General features: G+C 68.6%; 18 protein-coding genes and 1 pseudogene. 7 read left to right on the forward strand and 12 right to left on the reverse strand.

The genetic code is table 11. The features are described 5' to 3' along the window. Positions 1-77: 77 nt before the first annotated feature. The 3 genes from KXC42_RS13500 (at position 78) to KXC42_RS13510 (ending at position 4,136) form a co-directional block, all read left to right on the forward strand. Positions 78-1,109 (forward strand): DoxX family protein, encoded by a 1,032-nt coding sequence (locus tag KXC42_RS13500; protein WP_219129149.1) that lies wholly within the window; start codon positions 78-80, stop codon positions 1,107-1,109. Between the two features lie 177 nt (positions 1,110-1,286). Further along, positions 1,287-3,605, forward strand: a complete 2,319-nt coding sequence (locus KXC42_RS13505) for an ATP-binding domain-containing protein (RefSeq protein WP_373922156.1) — start codon at positions 1,287-1,289, stop codon at positions 3,603-3,605. Positions 3,606-3,716: 111 nt separating this feature from the next. After that, positions 3,717-4,136, forward strand: a complete 420-nt coding sequence (locus KXC42_RS13510; RefSeq protein ID WP_219129150.1) for a DUF732 domain-containing protein — start codon at positions 3,717-3,719, stop codon at positions 4,134-4,136. A gap of 4 nt (positions 4,137-4,140) precedes the next feature. On the opposite strand, the gene KXC42_RS13515 is transcribed toward KXC42_RS13510, so the two are convergent. From KXC42_RS13515 to uvrB, 3 genes are all read right to left on the reverse strand, one after another. After that, entirely contained in the window at positions 4,141-4,593 is a 453-nt protein-coding gene (locus tag KXC42_RS13515) for a universal stress protein (protein ID WP_006553987.1), read from the reverse strand. A gap of 156 nt (positions 4,594-4,749) precedes the next feature. After that, a complete protein-coding gene (locus tag KXC42_RS13520; protein ID WP_039584007.1) occupies positions 4,750-5,622 on the reverse strand; it encodes a hypothetical protein in 873 nt (290 codons plus the stop codon). A gap of 46 nt (positions 5,623-5,668) precedes the next feature. After that, positions 5,669-7,828, reverse strand: a complete 2,160-nt coding sequence (gene uvrB, locus KXC42_RS13525) for an excinuclease ABC subunit UvrB (RefSeq protein WP_019289647.1) — start codon at positions 7,826-7,828, stop codon at positions 5,669-5,671. Positions 7,829-7,897: 69 nt separating this feature from the next. Between uvrB and KXC42_RS13530 the strand changes: the two genes are divergently transcribed. The 3 genes from KXC42_RS13530 to KXC42_RS13540 all read left to right on the forward strand — a co-directional run bounded on the left by KXC42_RS13530 (position 7,898) and on the right by KXC42_RS13540 (position 10,815). Further along, on the forward strand, positions 7,898-8,416 hold the full coding sequence (locus KXC42_RS13530; RefSeq protein WP_219129151.1) for a DUF402 domain-containing protein: 519 nt from the start codon (positions 7,898-7,900) through the stop codon (positions 8,414-8,416). A 462-nt stretch (positions 8,417-8,878) separates the two neighbouring features. Then, entirely contained in the window at positions 8,879-10,687 is a 1,809-nt protein-coding gene (locus KXC42_RS13535; RefSeq protein ID WP_219129152.1) for a sodium:solute symporter family protein, read from the forward strand. Next, complete coding sequence (locus KXC42_RS13540) at positions 10,684-10,815, forward strand: putative transporter small subunit (protein ID WP_219129153.1); 132 nt, start codon at positions 10,684-10,686, stop codon at positions 10,813-10,815. Before KXC42_RS13535 ends, KXC42_RS13540 begins: the two co-directional genes overlap by 4 nt. 3 nt (positions 10,816-10,818) lie before the next feature. Here KXC42_RS13540 and KXC42_RS27315 read toward each other — a convergent pair whose 3' ends face one another. Genes KXC42_RS27315 through KXC42_RS13550 form a run of 3 tightly spaced genes read right to left on the reverse strand, consistent with a single transcriptional unit; the run spans position 10,819 to position 12,404 of the window. Beyond that, the gene (locus KXC42_RS27315) at positions 10,819-11,016 is read right to left on the reverse strand and encodes a LuxR C-terminal-related transcriptional regulator (protein ID WP_257605821.1); all 198 of its coding nucleotides are present in this window, start codon (positions 11,014-11,016) and stop codon (positions 10,819-10,821) included. An 18-nt stretch (positions 11,017-11,034) separates the two neighbouring features. Continuing rightward, complete coding sequence (locus KXC42_RS13545) at positions 11,035-11,457, reverse strand: response regulator transcription factor (protein WP_257605822.1); 423 nt, start codon at positions 11,455-11,457, stop codon at positions 11,035-11,037. After that, positions 11,454-12,404 (reverse strand): sensor histidine kinase, encoded by a 951-nt coding sequence (locus KXC42_RS13550; RefSeq protein ID WP_219129154.1) that lies wholly within the window; start codon positions 12,402-12,404, stop codon positions 11,454-11,456. Before KXC42_RS13550 ends, KXC42_RS13545 begins: the two co-directional genes overlap by 4 nt. A 577-nt stretch (positions 12,405-12,981) precedes the next feature. Between KXC42_RS13550 and KXC42_RS13555 the strand changes: the two are divergent. Then, a pseudogene (locus KXC42_RS13555) lies at positions 12,982-13,461 on the forward strand (sigma-70 family RNA polymerase sigma factor); the annotation flags it as partial. A gap of 319 nt (positions 13,462-13,780) precedes the next feature. Here the strand turns inward: KXC42_RS13555 and KXC42_RS13560 are convergent. The 6 genes from KXC42_RS13560 to KXC42_RS13585 all read right to left on the reverse strand — a co-directional run bounded on the left by KXC42_RS13560 (position 13,781) and on the right by KXC42_RS13585 (position 20,107). Next, positions 13,781-14,434 (reverse strand): TetR/AcrR family transcriptional regulator, encoded by a 654-nt coding sequence (locus KXC42_RS13560; RefSeq protein WP_257213644.1) that lies wholly within the window; start codon positions 14,432-14,434, stop codon positions 13,781-13,783. A gap of 239 nt (positions 14,435-14,673) precedes the next feature. Continuing rightward, positions 14,674-15,336, reverse strand: coding sequence for an FMN reductase (locus KXC42_RS13565; protein WP_219129155.1), 663 nt, complete (start codon positions 15,334-15,336; stop codon positions 14,674-14,676). Beyond that, positions 15,333-16,475 carry an LLM class flavin-dependent oxidoreductase gene (locus KXC42_RS13570; RefSeq protein ID WP_219129156.1) on the reverse strand — a complete coding sequence of 381 codons (1,143 nt, stop codon included), beginning with the start codon at positions 16,473-16,475 and terminating at the stop codon, positions 15,333-15,335. The genes KXC42_RS13565 and KXC42_RS13570 overlap by 4 nt, the downstream gene beginning before the upstream one ends. Before the next feature lie 97 nt (positions 16,476-16,572). Beyond that, positions 16,573-17,790: a dephospho-CoA kinase gene (gene coaE, locus KXC42_RS13575; protein ID WP_219129157.1), complete on the reverse strand. Its 1,218-nt coding sequence runs from the start codon at positions 17,788-17,790 to the stop codon at positions 16,573-16,575. Positions 17,791-17,837: 47 nt separating this feature from the next. Then, positions 17,838-18,671 (reverse strand): DUF5602 domain-containing protein, encoded by an 834-nt coding sequence (locus KXC42_RS13580; protein ID WP_071935114.1) that lies wholly within the window; start codon positions 18,669-18,671, stop codon positions 17,838-17,840. A gap of 47 nt (positions 18,672-18,718) precedes the next feature. Then, positions 18,719-20,107 (reverse strand): FAD-binding oxidoreductase, encoded by a 1,389-nt coding sequence (locus KXC42_RS13585; RefSeq protein WP_219129158.1) that lies wholly within the window; start codon positions 20,105-20,107, stop codon positions 18,719-18,721. Positions 20,108-20,143 lie beyond the last annotated feature (36 nt).

The following is a 20,143-nucleotide window of genomic DNA, read 5'->3' on the forward strand; positions in this document are numbered from 1 at the left end:
GCTTCGTGCATATTCCCGTGACGCTTGGGGTACCTGTGTCAGGGTTTGGAAACACAGCCGACCACGGGAGGAACCACATGCTCGTCCGGAGAATTGCGCGGCCCATGCTCGCGTCCATCTTCATCGCCGGGGGTATCGACGCCCTGCGGAAGCCCGAGCCGAAAGCAGGTGCCGCGCAGCCCGGGCTCGATCAGGCTGTGAACGCCTTGCCGGCGTCGATCACCGACCGGCTTCCCAGCAATCCCGAGACTCTCGTCCAGATCAACGCCGCAGTGCAGATCGGCGCCGGGACCCTGTTCGCACTCGGGAAAGCACCTCGTCTGTCCGCTCTCGCGCTGATCGGCAGCCTCGTGCCGACGACCGTCGCGGGCCATGACTTCTGGAACGTCGAGGACCCCGAGGCCCGCGCCCAGCAGCGCATCCAGCTCATCAAGAACGTGAGCCTGATCGGCGGTCTGCTCATCGCCGCCGTGGACACCGAGGGCAAGCCGTCGCTGGGCTGGCGGAGCCGTCGCGCCGCGCGTGCCGCGCAGAAGTCGGTGGCCGCTGCACTGCCGGGCCACTCCTCGGACGGTCACACGGCCGAAACGCTGCACACCGTCGCCGAGCGGGTCAAGACGCTGACGGAGGAAGCCGGCGAGCAGGGTGGACACATCCTCGAGATCGCCAAGGAACGTGCACCCGAACTCGCAGAGGCCGCACGCGAGCGGAGCAGCGGACTGCTCGAGGTCGCCCGCGACCGCGGCCCGGTGCTGACCGAACGGGCGCGCGATCGCAGCGCCGAGATCCTCGGTGTCGCGCGTGAGCGCGCCCCCGAACTCGCCGAGGGCGCCCGTGAACGCGGCACCGAACTGCTCGGTTTGGCGCGCGAGCGCACCCCCGAGCTCGCCGACGTCGCCCGCAAGCGTGGCTCGAAGCTGTGGGACACCACGGTCGATCGCAGCTCGGAATGGGCCAAGCTCGCCGAGGAGCAGTCCGCGATCCTGAACGCTCGGGCTCACGTCGCCGCGGAGAAGGCCCGTCTGCGTGCCGAGGCCGCGCGCAAGCAGGGCACGAAGGCGGAGAAGAAGCTCGCGAAGAACCTGAAGGCGCTCGAGAAGAAGAAGTAGTAGTCCGGTTACGGCACAAGGGTGCGGGCGTGCGTGGAAATCGCACGCCCGCACTGCTGTGATCAGGCTTTCTGCCCGTTTTCCTCCTGCGGCGACTAGACTTCTCGGGCACTTTCGTCGACGCGCCACCCCTGCGGCGGCGAGCGATCTCGTCCTGTCTATCCCCGAGGAGTCCCTGTGCCGGTTGATGGCGCGTCCCATCCGGAGCTCGACCGCGAGCAGGCCTACGTGGCGATGCTCTACACGCATCTCGACGGTTTGCGCGCCTACGCGAAGACCCGGCTGGCCCGCGTGCTGCGCGAGACCGGAGGCACCCCACAGGCGCGCAGCGAACGCGAGGCGTACACCCACATGTACACCGAGGACATCGCGAAGTACGACGCCGCCGAGCACGGCTTGTGCTTCGGCCGCATCGATGTGCGGGACGACGGGACGGACACCTCCGGCCCCGTGACGGAGGACGGCGTCGAGGCCCGCTACATCGGCCGCCTCGGCATCCTCGACGAGGACAACGACTACGAGTCGCTGCTGCTCGACTGGCGCGCACCCCAGGCCCGCCCGTTCTACCTCGCGACCCCCGCCGCGCCCGACGGTGTCGTGCTGCGCCGCCACCTCCGCAGCCGCGGCCGCACCGTCACCGCACTGCACGACGAGTACCTCGACCTCGACGCGGCGCTCGAGCACGCCGACACCCCACCGGCCGGTGGCGTGGCCGGAGAATCGGCGCTGCTCGCCGCGCTGAACGCCGCGCGCACCGGGCAGATGCACGACATCGTGGCGACGATCCAGGCCGAGCAGGACGCGGTCATCCGGTCCGAGCATCGCAGTGTGCTCGTCGTCCAGGGTGGTCCGGGCACCGGCAAGACCGCGGTCGCGCTGCACCGCGCGGCCTACCTGCTCTACACCTACCGCAAGCAACTGGCCAAGAGCGGCGTGCTGATCGTGGGTCCGAACAGCCGCTTCCTCGACTACATCGGTCAGGTGCTGCCCTCGCTCGGTGAGACCGGCGTGCTGCTGTCGACGGTCGGGGATCTGTATCCGGGGGTCACGCCGACGATCGAGGACGATCCGATGGCCGGCGAACTGAAGGGCTCCCTGGACATGGTGAAGGTGCTCGAGAAGGCGGTCCGCGACCGGCAGGAGGTGCCCCGATCCCCCGTGCAGCTGAGTTTCGACACCTACGCGCTCACCCTCGACCGCACGATCGTGACCCGTGCGCGGGGTCGCGCCCGGTCGTCCCGTCGGCCGCACAACCTGGCCCGGCCGATCTTCGTGAACGGTGTGATCGATGCCCTCGCCGACCAGTTGGCCGGGATCATCGGATCGAACCCGCTCGGTGGCGCGAACCTGTTGAGCCGGGAGGACATCCACGACATCCGGTCCGAGATGCGTTCGGATCCCGACATCGTCGGTGCGATCGACGCGCTGTGGCCGGAACTGTCCCCGCAGCAGGTGCTCTCGGATCTGCTGGCCTCCCGCGACCGGATCGCGTCGGCGGCTCCGGCCCTGACCGACGAGCAGATCGATGCGCTGCACCGTCCCGATGCATCGGGACACTTCAGCGCCGCCGACGCTCCACTGCTCGACGAGCTCGCCGAACTGCTCGGGGTGGACGACGCCGCCGAACGCGAACGCGCGAAGCGGCGCTGGCGCAAGCAGATCGCCGACGCGCAGGGCGCACTCGACATCCTCACCGGTTCGGCACCGCAGGATCTCGAGGACGACCTCGATCCCGAACTGCTCATGGCGTACGACCTGATCGACGCCACCCAGCTCGCCGAACGGCAGAACCACCGTCGTCACGAGACCACGGCGGAGCGGGCGGCCGGCGATCGCACCTGGACGTACGGTCATGTGATCGTCGACGAGGCGCAGGAGTTGTCGGCGATGGCGTGGCGAACGATCATGCGCCGCATCCCGAATCGCTGGATGACCCTGGTGGGCGACACCGCGCAGACCGGGGATCCGGCGGGAACCGAGTCGTGGCAGCAGATTCTCGAACCGTATGTCGCGAACCGGTGGAAGAAGACCGAACTGACGGTCAACTACCGCACGCCGGCGGAGATCATGCGGATCGCGCACGCGGTGCTCGCGGAGATCGATCCCGACCAGGGGCCGCCGCAGTCGGTGCGCGAGTCCGGTTTCGAGCCGTGGTCGCAGCACGTCGAGGCGGACGCGGTGCTCGCCACCGTGCAGGCAGCTCTCGAGGCGGAGACCGGCCCGGGTACGACTGCCGTGCTCGCCCCGGCGCGACTCGTGGGTGCGTGGGAGCACCTCGCGTCCGAGTCGGTCACGGTCGCGACCGTCAAGGAGGTCAAGGGACTCGAGTTCGACGCGGTGCTGCTCGTCGAACCTGCGGAGATTCTCACCGATTCCTCACGCGGGATGAACGACCTGTACGTGGCATTGACCCGCGCCACCCAGCGTCTCGGGGTGGTGCACTCGGAGGCGTTGCCGGAGGTGCTGGCCGGTATCGCCGGACCGACACGCTGCTGAACCGACACGGTTCGGCCGACACCGCCGAGCGGACCCCGGGACCGGCCACCGGACGGTACCGTCCTTCGGGGCAAGGAGATGGGACGGATCATCCGCGGAGGGAACGAACACGTGGCCTATCGGGCAGCGCACCACCGGATACGTCGAGCGGGGTGCGCTGCGATCGCGGCGCTGAGCGGGTTCTTCGTCTCCGCCGCGTGCGGATCGGTCACGCCGACCCAGGACGAGGCGCAGGCCGCGACGTCCACGACGTCGGTATCCCCTACCTCGTCGACGCCGCCCGACGCGCGTTTCCTGCGGGTGAAGGAGGCACTGGAGACGTCCGGTCTGGTCGCCGACGTCACGGACGACACGGTGCTTGCGGTGGTGCGAGGGGTGTGCGACCAGTTGCGCGCGGGCGTGCCGGAGCACGACGTCCTCGTCACGCTCCGGCCGATCGCCGCCTACGCCGCGGGCGCCTCGGGTTCGCGCATGTCGGCGGACGACGCCGCCGCGCGCTATCTCGAAACCGCCCGCGAGGAGTACTGCTGATCCGTCAGCGGACCGTGTGCACTACCAGCACGTCGCACAGGGCCTTGCGGGCGACGTCCGAGGGGACGGAGCCGAGCAGCCGCCCGGTCAGCGTGTTGAGGCCGCGATTGCCGATGACGATGAGATCGGCTTCGACCTCCTCGACGAGCGTGAGGAGCGATTCGACAGGTGCACCGACGATGGGCCGCTCGGTGATCTTGCGGGCGCCGGCGACGGTTGCCTTCTCCCGTGCGGTGCGCAGGATCTCGTAGGTCGGTGCCGAGCCGGTGACCTGGTACGCCTCGTCGCGCAGCGCGTCGGCGGCCTGTGCGGTGTCCTTGGGGTCGGCCGGGTAGTAGGCGCAGGCGATCACCAGTTGGGCGCCCGCGTCGCCGGCCAGAGCAGCTGCCTTCTCCACGGCCCGATACGACGATTCGGAACCATCGGTTCCGACGACTATGGTCCGGTAGGCGCTCATTCATCCTCCATCGAGTGTGTGGTCCATCGACGCGGGCCGCCGATGCCGTCGTCGACGGAGGACACGCACGCTCCCCCGCCATACGCTGCGTCGACAGTAGCGGGATGGGCGGCCCGGGTGGGAGGTTTGGGTCTCATCCCACAATCAGGTTTGATGTTACCGCGCGTCACCGTAACGCGGGCCGAACAGGCCGGCAGGGAATACCTCGGCGTCGACGAAGGCGTCGCGCCACGGCAACGCGAGGTCGAGCAAACGTTCCACCCCCTCCTCACCGAGCGCAGTCCACGGCGCGACCGCCAGGTCGTCGGTGAGATCCTCGACGAGTTCGCGGACCTCGAAGCCCTCACCGGTGAGCTCGCCGCGCTTGTCGAGCAGGCCGCGCCCGCGCAATCCCTTCTCGGCGTCCGCCCACTCGTCCCGCGACCAGCCCCGCAGCTTCCGGGCCGGATCAGTGGCGAACCCGATACCGGTCGCCGTGTGGGTGACGAGCGCATCGAGCCCCGAAAGCCCTGCCGTCTGCAGGGCCGCGATATGACCGTCGCCGCGATACTCGCGCAGCAGGGTCAGGGCGTGCCACAGGCGCAGGTGCGCCTCCTCGGGCCAGGGCAGATCGGCGTAGGCGGCGTAGAGCGGGCGACCGTCCGGGCCGGGAATCGCCCGCGCCGCGGTGGCCGCGAGGTCCGCCGCCTCGTTCATCTCCGCGGAGCCGAGTACGTCCTGCCCGAGGACCCGTCGATGGAGTGCGTCCAAAGCCCGCAACCGCGCCGCGATGATCGTGGCCGGCTCGGCCGTCTCCCACACTGCCGGGACGGCCGATGCCACCAGGCGGGGCGAGAAGCTGCAGAACGTCGCGGTCACGACCCCGGGGCCGACGGCACCCAGGGGTGCCGCGCGTCCACCGAAGTACTGCGCAGCCGGTCCGTCGACACCGAGCGCGGCGAGTTCACCCGCGATGTCCGGCGCGAAGTAGACGACCAAGTGCAGCAGCTCGAGTGCGCGGGCAGCACGCCCGGCGGAAGAGGGATCCATGGGAGTGGACCCTACCCGAGTCGCCGGCGCCGATCGGGCCGGGCGACTACTTCAGACCCGCGGCGTCCATCCCGCGCAGTTCCTTCTTCAGATCGGAGATCTCGTCGCGAAGCCGTGCGGCCAGCTCGAACTGCAGGTCGCGGGCGGCCTGCATCATCTGGTCGGTGAGCTGCTGCACGAGATCGGCGAGCTCGGCGCGCGGCATCGTCGAGGTGTCGCGACCTTCCACGACACCGGAGCTGACGGCCCGTCCGGACTCGCCCTGGGCTCGGCGACCACGCGAAGCGTTGCGGCCGGAGCCGCCCACCTCGACGGCCTCGGTGTCCTCGGCCTCCTGATAGACCTGGTCGAGGATGTCGGCGATCTTCTTGCGCAGCGGCTTCGGATCGAGACCGTGTTCGGTGTTGTAGGCGATCTGCTTCTCGCGCCGCCGTTCGGTCTCCTCGATGGCCCGCGCCATCGAGTCGGTGATCTTGTCGGCGTACATGTGCACTTCACCCGAGACGTTGCGGGCCGCGCGGCCGATGGTCTGGATCAGCGAGGTCGTCGACCGTAGGAAGCCTTCCTTGTCGGCGTCGAGGATCGCCACCAACGACACCTCGGGGAGGTCGAGACCCTCGCGGAGCAGGTTGATGCCGACGAGCACGTCGTATTCGCCCAGGCGCAGTTGTCGCAGCAGTTCGACGCGGCGCAGGGTGTCGATGTCGGAGTGCAGATAGCGCACCCGGATACCGAGTTCGAGCAGGTAGTCGGTGAGGTCCTCGGCCATCTTCTTGGTGAGGGTGGTGACGAGGACGCGTTCGTCGCGCTCGGCACGTTCGCGGATCTCGTGCACGAGATCGTCGATCTGCCCCTTGGTGGGCTTGACGACGACCTGCGGGTCGACGAGGCCGGTGGGCCGGATGACCTGCTCGACGAACTCGCCACCTGTCTGTCCGAGCTCGTACGGGCCGGGGGTGGCCGACAGGTAGACCGTCTGCCCGATGCGGGCGGCGAACTCCTCCCAGGTCAGTGGCCGGTTGTCGACCGCCGACGGGAGACGGAAACCGAAGTCGACGAGGTTGCGCTTGCGCGACATGTCGCCCTCGTACATCGCGCCGATCTGCGGCACGGTGACGTGCGACTCGTCGATGACCAGGAGGAAGTCCTCCGGGAAGTAGTCGATGAGCGTCGCCGGCGCGGATCCGGCGGGTCGTCCGTCGATGTGGCGGGAGTAGTTCTCGATGCCGGAGCAGAAGCCGACCTGCCGGATCATCTCGATGTCGTACTGGGTGCGCATGCGCAGACGCTGCGCCTCGAGCAGCTTGCCGCGGTTCTCCAGATCGGCCAGGCGCTCCTCGAGCTCGGCCTCGATACTCGCGACGGCGCGTTCCATGCGCTCGGGACCGGCGACGTAGTGGGTGGCCGGGAAGATGCGCAGGGAGTCGACCTTGCGCACGACGTCGCCGGTGAGCGGGTGCAGGTAGTACAGCGCGTCGATCTCGTCGCCGAAGAACTCGATCCGCACGGCGAGTTCCTCGTAGGCGGGGATGATGTCGACGGTGTCGCCCTTGACGCGGAACGATCCGCGGGTGAACGCCATGTCGTTGCGGGCGTACTGGACGTCGACGAGCAGGCGCAGCAGCGCGTCGCGCGGCACCTCCACACCGACCTCGAGCTGGATGGACCGGTCGAGATAGGACTGCGGGGTACCGAGACCGTAGATGCACGAGACGGACGCGACCACCACGACGTCGCGGCGGGACAGCAGCGACGAGGTGGCGGAGTGCCGCAGCCGCTCGACGTCGTCGTTGATCGACGAGTCCTTCTCGATGTAGGTGTCGGTCTGCGCGATGTACGCCTCGGGCTGGTAGTAATCGTAGTACGAGACGAAGTACTCGACTGCGTTGTTGGGCAACATGTCTCGCAGCTCGTTGGCGAGCTGCGCGGCCAGAGTCTTGTTGGGCGCCATCACGAGGGTGGGTCGCTGGACGCGTTCGATGAGCCACGCGGTGGTGGCGGACTTGCCGGTACCGGTGGCACCGAGCAGGACGACGTCCTTCTCCCCCGCCCTCAGCCGGCGCTCGAGCTCGTCGATGGCGGCCGGCTGATCGCCGGCCGGTTCGTACTCGCTGACGACCTCGAAACGGGCCTCGGTGCGCTCGATCTCACCCACCGGCCGGAACTCGGAGTGTGCGACGACGGGATGCTCACTTGCGAACGCCATGGAATCCAGAGTAAGCGCTCCCACCGACACGCATCGCGGTCCTGCGTGCGGCGCGGTTCGCACGCTAGCGTGCATCCCGTGTCCGCGACCCCGCATCCCGTGAAGACCGAGATCTTCGACGTCGCCACGAAGACCAACATCGACCCCAAGGGCTTCGCGCGGGCTGTCGACGAGTACCGCATCGAGGAGTGGGGGCTGTACATGGCGCGATCGTCCGACCACCCGCAGTTCCACTATCTCGAATCGTGGTTGCTGCCGGACCTGCGTCTGCGGGCCTCGATCTTCCATTTCACGCCGGGCAACGAACGCGACCAGGACCGCTACGTCGACGTCGGTGAGTTTCGGCGCGACGGCGACGTCTGGTACTCCCACGACCACTATCTCGACCTGATCGTCCGCACGGGCCGCGACACGACGGTCGAGGACATCGACGAACTGGTGGTCGCGGTCACCACCGGGATGATCGACGCGGCGGCGGCCGAGACGGCGATCGACACGGCACTGCGGGCGGTGGACGGCATCGCCGCGCACGGCCACGACCTCGACGCGTGGCTGCGGGAGCGGGGCGCGCCCGTCTCCTGGTGCTGACGCGCACCACCGCTGCGCAGGTGCCGTCACCTGCGCAGACAGCGGGGGCGCAGGAGCGAAAAAGTTACTGCCGCAAAGGACATGGTAATCTGCCCCGGCCGGCGAAGCAGTGCACCGAGAAGGCGACCATCGGGGCCGGCCCGGATCGCCCCTCCGCGTGCACATCACCCGACCGAGGACACCCCTCGCGCCGGCGGCGCGCGCCCGTGCAGCCCACGAGCGCCGACGAGAACGCCGCCGATCACTTCGTCGGCACACGCCCGGATCCGGGCGTGCCCTGCTGGAGCGGTATGCCGCGCCCGCCGGCCCGTGGCCGATCGGGCGCCCGACGCATGCCCACCGTCCGGCGGTGGATCGGACCGACGCCGCAGCGGAACCGACAGACAGGACGCGTGCAGCGCGCCCTGCGTTCCACTGCGCTCCGACGACCGCGGACGTGACGCGAACACGAAGGAGGTCGCAGTGAACGGCACCGAGCTCGTTCAGTTCAGCGCCGCGACGATCGTTGCCCTGCTCGTAATCTTCTACGGCGGAACGCTTCTCGTCTCCGCCCGAATCGGGAAGAAGGACGAGAACGCCGACGGCTACATGACCGCCGGCAACAAGGTCGGTTTCGGGGTGTCGGCGGCCAGCATGACCGCCACCTGGATCTGGGCGTCCTCGCTGTACGCCTCGGCGACCTCCGGATACACCTACGGCATCTCCGGCACGATCCACTACGGGCTGTGGGGCGCGTTGATGATCCTGTTCATCTACCCCTTCGGGAAGCGCATCCGCGCGGTCGCCCCGAAAGCACACACCCTCGCCGAGGTCATGTTCGCCCGGCACGGGCGGTCGAGCCAGCTCATGCTGGCCGGTTCGAATCTCGTCGGCAGCCTCATCAGCCTGATGTCCAACTTCATCGCCGGCGGTGTGCTCATCTCGCTGATCTCGCCGTTCGGCTTCGTCCAGGGTGTCGTCTTCATCGCCGCCGGTGTGCTGCTCTACACCCTGTGGTCCGGCTTCCGAGCGTCCGTGCTCACCGACTTCATGCAGGTCGTGGCGATGCTCGGTGCGGTCGTTGTCATCATCCCGGCGGTCTTCTTCATCACCGGCTTCCCCGACGCGTTCGACGGTGGTTCCGGGAACCTCACCGACCAGCAGAGCGACTTCTTCTCCAGCGATGCCTTCCTGAACCAGGGCGCGCCGTACATCGCCGCCGTGCTCGCGTACGCCATCGGCAACCAGACGATCGCGCAGCGCCTGTTCGCGGTGCGGGAGGATCTCATCAAGCCCACCTTCGTCACCGCGACGATCGGCTACGGCGCCACCGTCATCGGCGTCGGCATGTTCGGTGTGCTCGCGCTGTACCTGGGCATCGACCCGATGGACGGCGACGTCAACAATATCGTGCCGCAGATGGTGGCGTCCTTCCTGCCCACGGCTCTGGTCGTCGTGTTCTTCGTCATGATCATCGGTGCGCTGTCGTCCACGGCCGATTCCGACCTGTCGGCGCTGTCGTCGATCGTCATGGCCGACATCTACGGCCAGAACATCGCCGGCGGCACCCGCAATGCTGATCCCAAGCGGATGCTGTTCATCGGGCGCGCCACGATGGTCGTCGCGACCGCAGCTGCCGTGGCGTTCGCGAGCATGAGATTGAGCATCCTCGACCTGCTCGTGTTCGTCGGCGCGCTCTGGGGTGCGCTGGTCTTCCCCGTCATCGCGAGCTTCTACTGGCACAAGGTCACCAACAAGGCGTTCACGACGTCGGTGCTCGTCGCCCTGGCAGCGTTCCTGCCGGTGCGTTTCGGGTGGTTCCCGATGGACGGGGTGCTCGCCTGGACGGTGGACATCGCATCGGTCGTCGGTGTCGGCGTGATCGCGGGTCTGATGGCATTCGGCTTCTTCGGACTCCGGGCCGCACGCGTCATCGGTGTCGTCGCCGCGGGGGTCGTGGCGCCTTTCGCGCTCGGCTCGGTCCACGACTACGCCGTGCTCAGCGCCTCGCTCGTCGCCTACGCGGTCAGCACGGTCGTGTGCTGGGCGATGTCCGTGAACTCCGACGAGAACTTCGACTTCGAGGTCATCGCGCAGCGTGTCGGTGACTTCGACGTGGCTGCGGACGACGTGACACCCGAAACCGACCCTGACTCCCCGAACGCCCCTGTCTCGGCGAACGTCCCTGCCTCGGCGAACGTCCCTGCCTCGCCGAACATCCCTGCCTCGGCGAAAACCCCTGCGTCCGAGACGGACGCCGCGGTGACCACTCCGGAGAAGGAGAACCGATGAGCACGCTCGCACTGACCGTCTACGTCCTGATCTGGCCCGTACTCGTCGCCGGTGTGCTGGCGGCGCTCTGCCGCGGGTTCTTCAAGGAGTGGCTGCCGGCCCGACGGGACGGCGAGGATCTGATCTGACCGTCACCGCAGGATTCCCTCCCGCACGGCTCGGAGGACCGCATTCGTGCGGTCCCCGGCGCCGAGCTCGAGCAGGATCGACGACATGTGGTTCTTCACGGTGCCCTCGGCCAGGAACAGCACGTCGGCGATCATGCGGTTGCCGAAGCCCTCGGCCATCAACCGCAGCACCTCGAGTTCACGTTCGGTCAACTCCTGCACGACCGGGGTGTCGTCGGGCTATGGAGCGGAGCGGATCGCGCGCAGCAACCGGTCGGTGATCGAGGGGGCGACGAGCGTGCCACCCTCCTCGAGGATCCGTACCGCACGGGCGAGTTGCTCGAGCGTGACGTCCTCGAGGAGATATCCCCGGGCTCCGGCACGTAGGGCCGCGAGCACGAGTTCGTCGTCGTCGAAGGTCGTGAGCACGAGCACCGGGACTTCGAGGCTGCGCTCGCGGAGACGGTCGAGGGTCCAGATCCCGTCGGCTCCGGGCATCCGCAGGTCCAGTAGGACGACGTCCGGAGAGACAGCACCGATGACGTCGAGTGCGCGACGGCCGTCGTCCGCTTCCCCGACCATCTCGAAGCCGGCCATCTCCAGGAGTGGGCGGATGCCCTGTCGCACGAGGGTCTGATCGTCGACCACCACGAGGCGGGTCATGACGCGGGCACCCGGGCGGTCACCCGGAAACCTCGACTCCCGTCGACGGTCAGCCCTCCCCCGAGCACCTCGAATCGCTCGGACAATCCCCTCAACCCGTTGCCGAACGCCGGCGCGCAAACGCCGGATCCGTCGTCGACCGCCGACATCACCGTGCCCGTCCCGCCGAAGTCCACGTCCACGCGGAGTCCGCGGGCGTCGGCGTGCCGGAGGGTGTTGGTGACGATCTCCTGGAGGGCGCGCACGAACGCGACGACCTCCTCGTCCCCCACCCGCACTCGGGATCGACGGTGATCGTCACGTCCGGTCCCAGCAGGTCGCGCACGACCTGCCGCAGCGTCTCGGCGAGATCGCGTGTCTCGGCGCGCAGCTCCCCTACGGTCGTCCGTACGTCCGCGAGGAGGTCGCGCGACCCCTGCTGCGCGTTCGATGTGTTCGTGCGCGCCGCCCCCGTCGTGATGGCGGGCGACCTCGAGTTCGAGTGCGAGCACGGTGAGTTGGTGACCGATCAGATCGTGGAGTTCGCGGGAGATGCGCAGGCGCTCGGCGGTGCGCGCAGATTCGGTCAGCAGCACCGACGCCGCGCGTAGATCGACATGGGCTTCGGTGAGCTCGCGCCGCATCCGCTGTTCGCGGAGCAGGGACACGGAGCCGAACACGGTCGCGAGCTGGATCAGCAGGTAGAAGCCGACCATCAGGGCGACCTCGCCGGTTGCGTCCGGAATCGTGGCGGTCGCGGCGAGCACTACCGTGTTGAACGCGACGATCGTCAGCGCGACCCGCACCGGCACGACATAGACGTTCACTGCCGCGGTGACGACCAGCAGGATCGGCAACAGTCCGGCCGTGGGCGCGGTCGCGACCACCGACCAGGACGAGACGACGGCAGCAGCGAGCGCGAGATATGCTCTCCGCGGATTCCGTTCGGAGATCGCCGCGCGCTGCACAGGCCCACGCGCCGTTGCTCGACCGTTCTCCCGCGGCGCCTGCCGAGGAGATCGGGGGTCTTCCGATGGATGTGGTCAGGGTCCTCGTCCGGGCGGTGGGACTGCCCGAAGGTGTGCTCCCACGCCTGTCCGAGCTTGCGGTCTACGGGCCGGAAGGATGGCTGCACTTCGACTCGCATCCCGGACCGCCGGTCCCACAGAGGCGGAGATCCTGCGGGACGACTTCGTCGAGACGACCCGGGAGATGTATCCGGATCTCGTCGAGGACGAGACCGTTCCGCAGAACATCCCCGGAACACGCTGCTGGTCGGGTGACGTGGCGCAGGGGCGGGCCAGAGTATGCCTGATGGTCTACGAGCGGTACGTGGCCGAACTCTCGGGCTGCGGCCGGTGGGGAACGAGGCTCCCGAGAACGACTCGCTTCGTACGATGTCACAGCGCTTGGCCACCCAGTACGTGAAATTCGTCCGCTCCGAGGAGATAGGCTTGGGCGAGAACTGATCTCGCGGTATTGTCGACGGGTGGTCGACGCTGCCCCCGACGGCGTCGACCACTTCGGGCCGCGAAACGTTCGTAACTGCAGGATGCGCTGATCGCGGCGTGGCAGAATCTCGGCAGATTCCGTGGCACAGCAGCATCCGGAACGTGGTTGTATCGCATCGCGAGCAATGCGGCGCTCGCTGTCGTGCGGACGCGACGTGGTGAGGTCCTCGACGAACGGCTCGGGGACGAATACGTCTCCGGGGAAACGCCTCTCGCCGAGAGCGTGGTCGACGGTGATGTGGTCCGGCGAGCTTTTCTCCTTCTCCCCGAACAGTTTCGGGTTGTCATCGTGTTGCGTGAGTATGCGCAGCTCGGTTACGCCGAGATCGCAACGCACCAGGGCGTGGGTGTGCAGACGGTGAAGAGCCGGATCAGGCGTGCCCGTATGCAACTCGCCGATCTACTGAGTCCGGCACTGCTCGGCGCCGAAGAGGTTGCCCTCCGACCGACGGTCGGGTCCGCCGACACGGAGGGCACCGAACCGCCGAGGACAACCCGGAAGGATGAGCAATGACGCAGAGCGAACCGATTTCGTTGCCCCCGTCAAGGGAATCGCTGGGACTCGATCCGATGGACCGGATTCCCGAACTACCCGAGGACGCCTGGCGTCGGGTGCTCCATATCGCCACCGATCCCCTCACCCCTCACATCGGAACCGAACTGGTTCCCGTCGAGGGAATCGATGAGAACGATATCGAGCACCCCGCCATCGACGACCTGCCGATCGAACAACTCGATGATCACGGCAACGACGAGCTGCCGAAGCCGGAGTTCGTCGTCGACGCAACCGATCCCGACTCGAGGTGGCCTGCCCTGCAGAGATCCGGCCCGCATCATCGCAGTCCCATCCCGGTCGATCCGAGATCGGCGACCACCTCGTGCAGTGGTCGCCCGACCGGACCGACCGCCAGTAGACCTCGGATCGTCGCCGTGAGGACCATCGTCGAGAATCCTTCGTGGTCGAATTCCGGAAGGTCGCGATGGGCCTCACCCAAGCGTTCGTCGGTGCTCAGCCGTTCGGCGACGTCGTCGCGTTGCTGCCGGAGCCCCGAGATACGCTCGAGCTGCGCTTCCTCGGCGACCGCGAAGTTGATCGCGGCGCTCGCCACCGCACTCGCCAGTGCGACCGCGACGTCGGGTGTGTACCCGCGGCGCACGAGAGCCTCGACCTCGCTCACCATCAGCCGCTGCCCCGCTTCCCCACGCGGGAAGAGGGTCTGCATGTAGGTTCCCAGGCCCGCATGGGCAAGGACGAACGCGCGTAGCTGCAGACCGAACGACAGCAGGTGCCGTTCGATGTCGTGCTCCGGATCGTCATGCAGAACGAGATCGCCGAGCAGACTCTCCCCCACGACGAGTTCGAGTCCCCAGCGACCGTCCACGTGGCGGTACAGCGCCGTTGTGGAGACGCCGAGTTCCGCGGCGACAGCGTTGAGGCTCAACTGTCGCAGCCCGATCGCTCGACCGACACGGATGATGTCCTCCATGTCGATCTTGCGTACACGTCTGCGGACGCCGGCCACCCCGCTCGTTCCTCCGGTCACCTTAAGTTAGACCCCATAACTTAAGGAACTATAGGTGTGGCTTCAGGGAACGACAAGTCGCCGATTCGTTCTCGGCGGGCTGCACCGGGCGAACGGCCCGGCGGCCGAGCTTCGCTCTCGCCGCGAACCTGCTCAGCGCGCATCCGCCGGCGGACGACCGAACCGGTCCGCGACGTCGGGGCTCACCCCAGGTGACGTCCGAGCAGTTCCCGGAAGGACGGCCCGTCCGTGCGGACCGCGTTTCCCGACACGCGCGGCCGTCCGGCGGGCACGGCGTCCGAGAACCCGCGGGGTGACCCCGTGCTGCGGGTGATCTGCTCGGCGAGTTCGTCCGCCGCCCTGCCGATCCGCCCCTTCAGTGCCGTGGCCGCCTCGCCTGTTCCGAAGTCGTCGGTGGTGGCGAAGACGCCGGTGGGCACGACGAGCGCACGCAGATAGCTCAGCAGCGGGCGCATCGCATGGTCGAGGACCAGTGAGTGTCGGGCGCTACCCGCGGTCGCGGCGAGCAACGTGGGCACACCGGTGAGCGTGTCCGGATCGAGCGCGTCGAAGAACATCTTGAACAGACCCGAGTAACCGGCGGCGAAAACCGGGCTCACCGCGATCAGCCCGTCGGCGGTCGCGAGTTGTTCGCGGGCCCGCGCGACCGCCGCGGTGGGGACACCGGCGGTGAAGGTGGTGGCGAGATCCGTCGCGAGGCTGCGCAGTTCGATCACCTCGATCTCCGCGTGGTCGCCTCGCGCACCGACCGCGACGCGAGCGGCCTCGGCGATGCGGTCGGCGAGCAGACGGGTGGTGGACGGCTCGGACAGGCCACCGCTGACGACGACGATGCGGCGGGTCATCGGGCGTCCGCCTCCTCGGGCACGAGGTCGACGCGGGCCGGGATCACTCGGCGGTGCGCCGAGTCGGCCCCCTGCGCGGCGAGGGTGGTGTGCGTGGGCGGGTCGGACGGCACGTGGGCGGGGCGGCGACGTTCGAATTCCGTACGCAGCACCGGCACGACCTCCCGGCCGAGGATCTCGATCTGCTCGAGCACGACGTCGAGCGGCAGACCCGCGTGATCCATGAGGAACAGCTGACGTTGATAGTCGCCGGCGTAGTCGGCGAAGCCGAGCGTGCGTTCGACGACCTGCTCGGGTGTGCCGACGGTCAGCGGTGTCATCGTCGAGAAGTCCTCGAGCGACGGGCCGTGACCGTAGACGGGCGCGTTGTCGAAGTAGGGACGGAAGATCCGCTTCGCCTCGGCCTCGGTCTCCGCCATGAACACCTGGCCGCCGAGTCCGACGACAGCCTGGTCTGCGGCGCCGTGACCGTACTGCTCGAACCGCTGCCGGTAGAGGGCGATCATCTGCTGGATGTGTTCCTTGTTCCAGAAGATGTTGTTGTGGAAGAAGCCGTCGCCGTAGAAGGCGGCCTGCTCGGCGATCTCCGGCGAACGGATGGAGCCGTGCCAGACGAAGGGCGGGGTGTCGTCGAGCGGCCACGGGGTGGAGGTGTAGCCGTGCAGCGGTGTGCGGAACTTGCCCTCCCAGTCGACGACGCGTTCGCGCCAGAGCCGTCGCAGCAGGTGGTAGTTCTCGATCGCCAGCGGGATGCCCTGCCGGATGTCCTTGCCGAACCACGGGTAGACCGGTCCGGTGTTCCCGCGCCCCATCATGAGGTCGACGCGGCCGCCGGAAAGGTGCTGCAGCATCGCGAAATCCTCGGCGATCTTCACCGGGTCGTTGGTGGTGATGAGAGTGGTCGCGGTCGAGAGGATGAGCTTCTCGGTCCTCGCGGCGATCCAGCCGAGCATCGTCGTCGGCGAGGACGGGACGAAGGGTGGATTGTGGTGCTCGCCGGACGCGAAGACGTCCAGGCCCACCTCCTCGGCCTTCAGCGCGATCTTCGTCATCGCGACGATGCGCTCGTGTTCGGTGGGGACCCGACCCGTCGTGGGGTCGCGCGTGACGTTGCCGATGGTGAAGATGCCGAACTGCACGGTCGAACCTCCGTCAAGTAGTTGAACTGTCAACTACTCTAACGGACGGGGCATCCGGAAGATTCCCGGGCGGGTCCCCGCCTGGGGTCCGGACTCCCTAGGCCGACCAGCCGGTGCTCTGGGCCCACTCCCACGCGCGATGATGCGCCCGGTCGAACCACGGGGCCTTGAGCGCCGCGTAGGCGGCGGCCGCCTCGGCAGGATCCGACTTCTGCGCCGCTTCGGCTGCAGCATCGGCCTTGAGGTCGGCGTACTCGCGCTTCGCGGTGTCGACCGCAGACAACCAGTCACGCAGCAGCAACGCGAACTGCTGGGCGGGCCAGCCGTCCACCCTGACCGCCACCCGCGACGGACGGCCGGGATCGGCGCTGCCGTGCAGCCGCATCTCCCACACCGCCGGGTCGGTCTCTCCCCCGGCGCCGTAGGACGGCTTCGGTTCGTCGGTCACCACATCGTCGATGCGCGGGAAGCCCGCAGCGGCCAACGCGGGTGCGAGCGCGTCGGCTGCCGCAAGGTCGCCGACGGTGATCTGCAGGTCGATGACGTCGACGGCGGCCAGACCGGCCACCGCGGTGGAACCGATGTGGTCGATGCGCTCGGCCCCTCCCCCGGCTGCAAGGGCCAGCCGGGCGATGAGCCGCTGCGCCTGCCGATGCCACTCCTCGCGCGCGGGCACGAGCACCGGATCCGCCTCGACCACCGTGCCGGTGCGCAGATTCTTCTCGAACGGCACCAGACGGTCGTTCCACAGCGTCCGGACCTGCTCGACCAGCACCTGCTGATCACCGGTGTTGTCGAGCCACACATCGGCGACCTCGCGCCGTTGTTCCTCCGTCGCCTGCGCCGCGATCCGCGCGCGGGCGTCCGCCTCGGGCATGCCGCGCAGTTCGACGAGACGCCGGATCCGCTCCGTCTCGTCGGCGTGCACGACGGCGACGAGGTGGAAGGCCGGCGCCATCCCGCCCTCGACGAGCAACGGGATGTCCTGCACGACCACCGCGTCGTCGGGCGCAGCGGCGACCAGCTCGGCGGTACGGCGCCCGACCCGGGGATGGGTGATGGCGTTGAGAACCGCGCGGGCATCGTCGCTGGCGAACGCCTTCGCCGCGAGGGCAGGGCGGTCGAGGGTGCCGTCGGACTGCAGGATGTCCTCGCCGAAGGCGTCGACGAGCTCGGCGAGTCCCTCGGAGCCGGGAGCGACGATCTCCCGGGCGACGACATCGGAGTCGACGATCACCGCCCCGAGTTCGACGAGCTCCTTGGCGACGGTCGACTTGCCCGCGCCGATTCCTCCGGTCAACCCCATTCGCAGCACGCTGCCCAGTCTCGCATCACCGCGTCGCCGGGGCACCTTCGCGGTCCCTAAGACGCCTCGCGCATCGTCAGCCCCGACAACGCCACGACATATTCGCCCGCCTGTTCGTCGAAGTCGACGGTGTACACCGTCGGGTAGTAGCCGGTCCGTTGGTACGACGACGGTTGTTTCACGACCTCCCGCAGGGACGGCTTCGCCGCCAGCCACTCCCGCGTCATCATCGGCTCGATGAAGATGAACTCCCCGTCCCACGACCCGTTGAGCAGCACCTCGGTGAACTCGAAGGATCCGGGGATCACGCCGTCGGCAGCGTCCGTCCAGTGCATGCCCATGAACGGCACAGTGTTCTCGACCGGCGGACCGGGCGGTGGGATGTACCCCTCCGGAACGTATTCGGGGTCGGGGAGCCGCGCCGCGCGCTCCGCGAAATCGGGCGCGCCCGGGTCCACCTCGCGGTCGGCGTCCGTCGTGTAGAAGTGCATGTCGAAATGGGGCGCGCCGTAGAGGATCTCCGGATCGTGCCCGTTCGGGTTCCAGTCCAGCATCACGTGGTCGAAACCGGTGTCCGGGGCGCCGGCGGGAAGATCCAGCATGAGCATCGTCATCTCGGCGTCCGGGCCGTCGGGAAGGCCGGTGAGCACGGACTCGGACATCCGGATACCGACCTCACGCGGCCTACCCTCGTGATCGACGACGACGTAGGTGCGGGAGATGCCCTCCCCCAGTTCGCTTTCCGGTCCGTAGAGGGTGGTGACACCGTGATGGTGTCCCGCGGTCTCTGCGCCCTCGGCGGTCGGGACGGATCCGTCGCCGCAACCCGTCAGGGCGAGAACGGCGCAGGTGGAGAGGGCGAGTGCGGTGATCGATCGAGAAGTTCGCATTGCCTGCCTTGTGGGAGTGGAGGGGCTCGGGGCGGGAGGTGTCGGTCTCATCGGGGCCAGCGAACGACCTGCCCGACGCGCAGCACGCCGTGGGTGTCGTGCTCGTCGGCGAGGGCGCCGAGCCAGTGCGCGGTGTCGTCGTCGTAGGTGCGCGCGATGCGGTCCGGATCCGAGGTGGCCGTGAAGTTGGGCAGCGAGGTGCCCGTGGTCCACGGCGCCAGCGCCCGGTCGATCACGTGGGTGTGTGCGACGACGGCGTCTGCCGAGGGTGGCGCGAGCACACCGATGACGAAGAGGGTGAAAGCGGCGTCGCGGTGGCAGAAGGCGCTGCGATGCCGCGGTTCGCGTGCCAGGGCTCCGCCGAGGAGCCGTACCTCGACGATGGTCTGCGGCGAGTGCGAGCCCGGTCCCGCCACCGAGAGCAACGCGTCGATCGCGTCGTGCGTCAGTTCGCGGGTCAGCGCACTGTGTTCGTGGGTCGGCATCGGGTCGACCGGGTCGGCGTGCACCGCTCCCAGTGCCGCGTACGGCAGGGTGGCGATGCCGTCGAGGATCGGCGCCGCGACCGTGCGCAGCGCACCGAGGATCGCCTCGGACTCGGCTTCGCCGGCGACGCTCGCGAAGCGGACGGCCACGGTCGCGCGGCCGGCCAGCGGTTCCGGGACTCCCGGCAGCGGCGGCAGTTGCAGGAAGGCCAGCGAGGTCGAACTGTGCTCGGGCAGGTCGGCGCACAGGTCGAGCCAGGCGTGCGCCACCGTGGCCGCGTCGGCGCCGTCGAAATACAGCGCCCCACCGTAGAAGTGCGGCAGGGGCATGAGGTCGATCTCCACCGCGGTGACGATGCCGAGGGTCGCCTTGCCACCGCGCAGGCCCCAGAACAGTTCGGCGTGCTGCTCGGGAGTCACCCGGAGCAGGTCTCCGTCACCGGTGACGAGATCGAAGGCGCGCACGTGGTCGGAGGACAGTCCGTAGGTGCGGACCAGCGGTCCGATTCCCCCGCCGGTCAGGAAACCGGCGACGCCGACGTGGGGTGACGATCCCGCGAGCGGGGCCAGACCGTGGGGTGCGGCCGCGTCGACGACCTGCTGCCACACCAGGCCGGCTCCGAGACGGGCGGTGCGAGTGTCGGGGTCGATCAGGCATTCGGTGAGGCGGCCGGTGTGCACGAGCAGCACATCGTCGCCGAGGGGCACGGCGCCGTGCCCGGTGCGCTGTACGGCCACCTTCAGGCCGTGTTCGCCCGCGAACCGGACGGTGGCGCTGACGTCGAGGGCGTTCTCGACCGCGATCACCGCGCGGGGACGGACCGGGACCGCCACGTTCCACGGGGTCGCGGCGTCGTAGCCGGGTTCGCCCGGCAGGGAGATCGATCCGGTGACCGCGGTGCGGAGGGCGTCGAGTGGGTCGGTGCCGACGGTGGGCGTCCGGAGGTTCATGTGCACTTCCTTTCGTCGCACGGGATGAGGTGCGAC

Origin of the sequence: Rhodococcus sp. LW-XY12 (assembly GCF_019317345.1) — a bacterium.
Classification (GTDB): Bacteria; Actinomycetota; Actinomycetes; order Mycobacteriales; family Mycobacteriaceae; genus Rhodococcus; species Rhodococcus pyridinivorans.

What these genes read in the sequence shown, in the direction of transcription:
- KXC42_RS13580 (WP_071935114.1), bottom strand. Translation starts at nt 18,671, where the DNA reads ATGCGAACTTCTCGATCGATCACCGCACTCGCCCTCTCCACCTGCGCC.
- KXC42_RS13565 (WP_219129155.1), bottom strand. Translation starts at nt 15,336, where the DNA reads ATGACCCGCCGCATCGTCGTCGTCAGCGGTGGCCTGTCCGAGCCGTCC.
- KXC42_RS13520 (WP_039584007.1), bottom strand. Translation starts at nt 5,622, where the DNA reads ATGGATCCCTCTTCCGCCGGGCGTGCTGCCCGCGCACTCGAGCTGCTG.
- uvrB (WP_019289647.1), bottom strand. Translation starts at nt 7,828, where the DNA reads ATGGCGTTCGCAAGTGAGCATCCCGTCGTCGCACACTCCGAGTTCCGG.
- KXC42_RS13585 (WP_219129158.1), bottom strand. Translation starts at nt 20,107, where the DNA reads ATGAACCTCCGGACGCCCACCGTCGGCACCGACCCACTCGACGCCCTC.
- KXC42_RS13515 (WP_006553987.1), bottom strand. Translation starts at nt 4,593, where the DNA reads ATGAGCGCCTACCGGACCATAGTCGTCGGAACCGATGGTTCCGAATCG.
- KXC42_RS13560 (WP_257213644.1), bottom strand. Translation starts at nt 14,434, where the DNA reads ATGGAGGACATCATCCGTGTCGGTCGAGCGATCGGGCTGCGACAGTTG.
- KXC42_RS13500 (WP_219129149.1), top strand. Translation starts at nt 78, where the DNA reads ATGCTCGTCCGGAGAATTGCGCGGCCCATGCTCGCGTCCATCTTCATC.
- KXC42_RS13540 (WP_219129153.1), top strand. Translation starts at nt 10,684, where the DNA reads ATGAGCACGCTCGCACTGACCGTCTACGTCCTGATCTGGCCCGTACTC.
- KXC42_RS13545 (WP_257605822.1), bottom strand. Translation starts at nt 11,457, where the DNA reads ATGACCCGCCTCGTGGTGGTCGACGATCAGACCCTCGTGCGACAGGGC.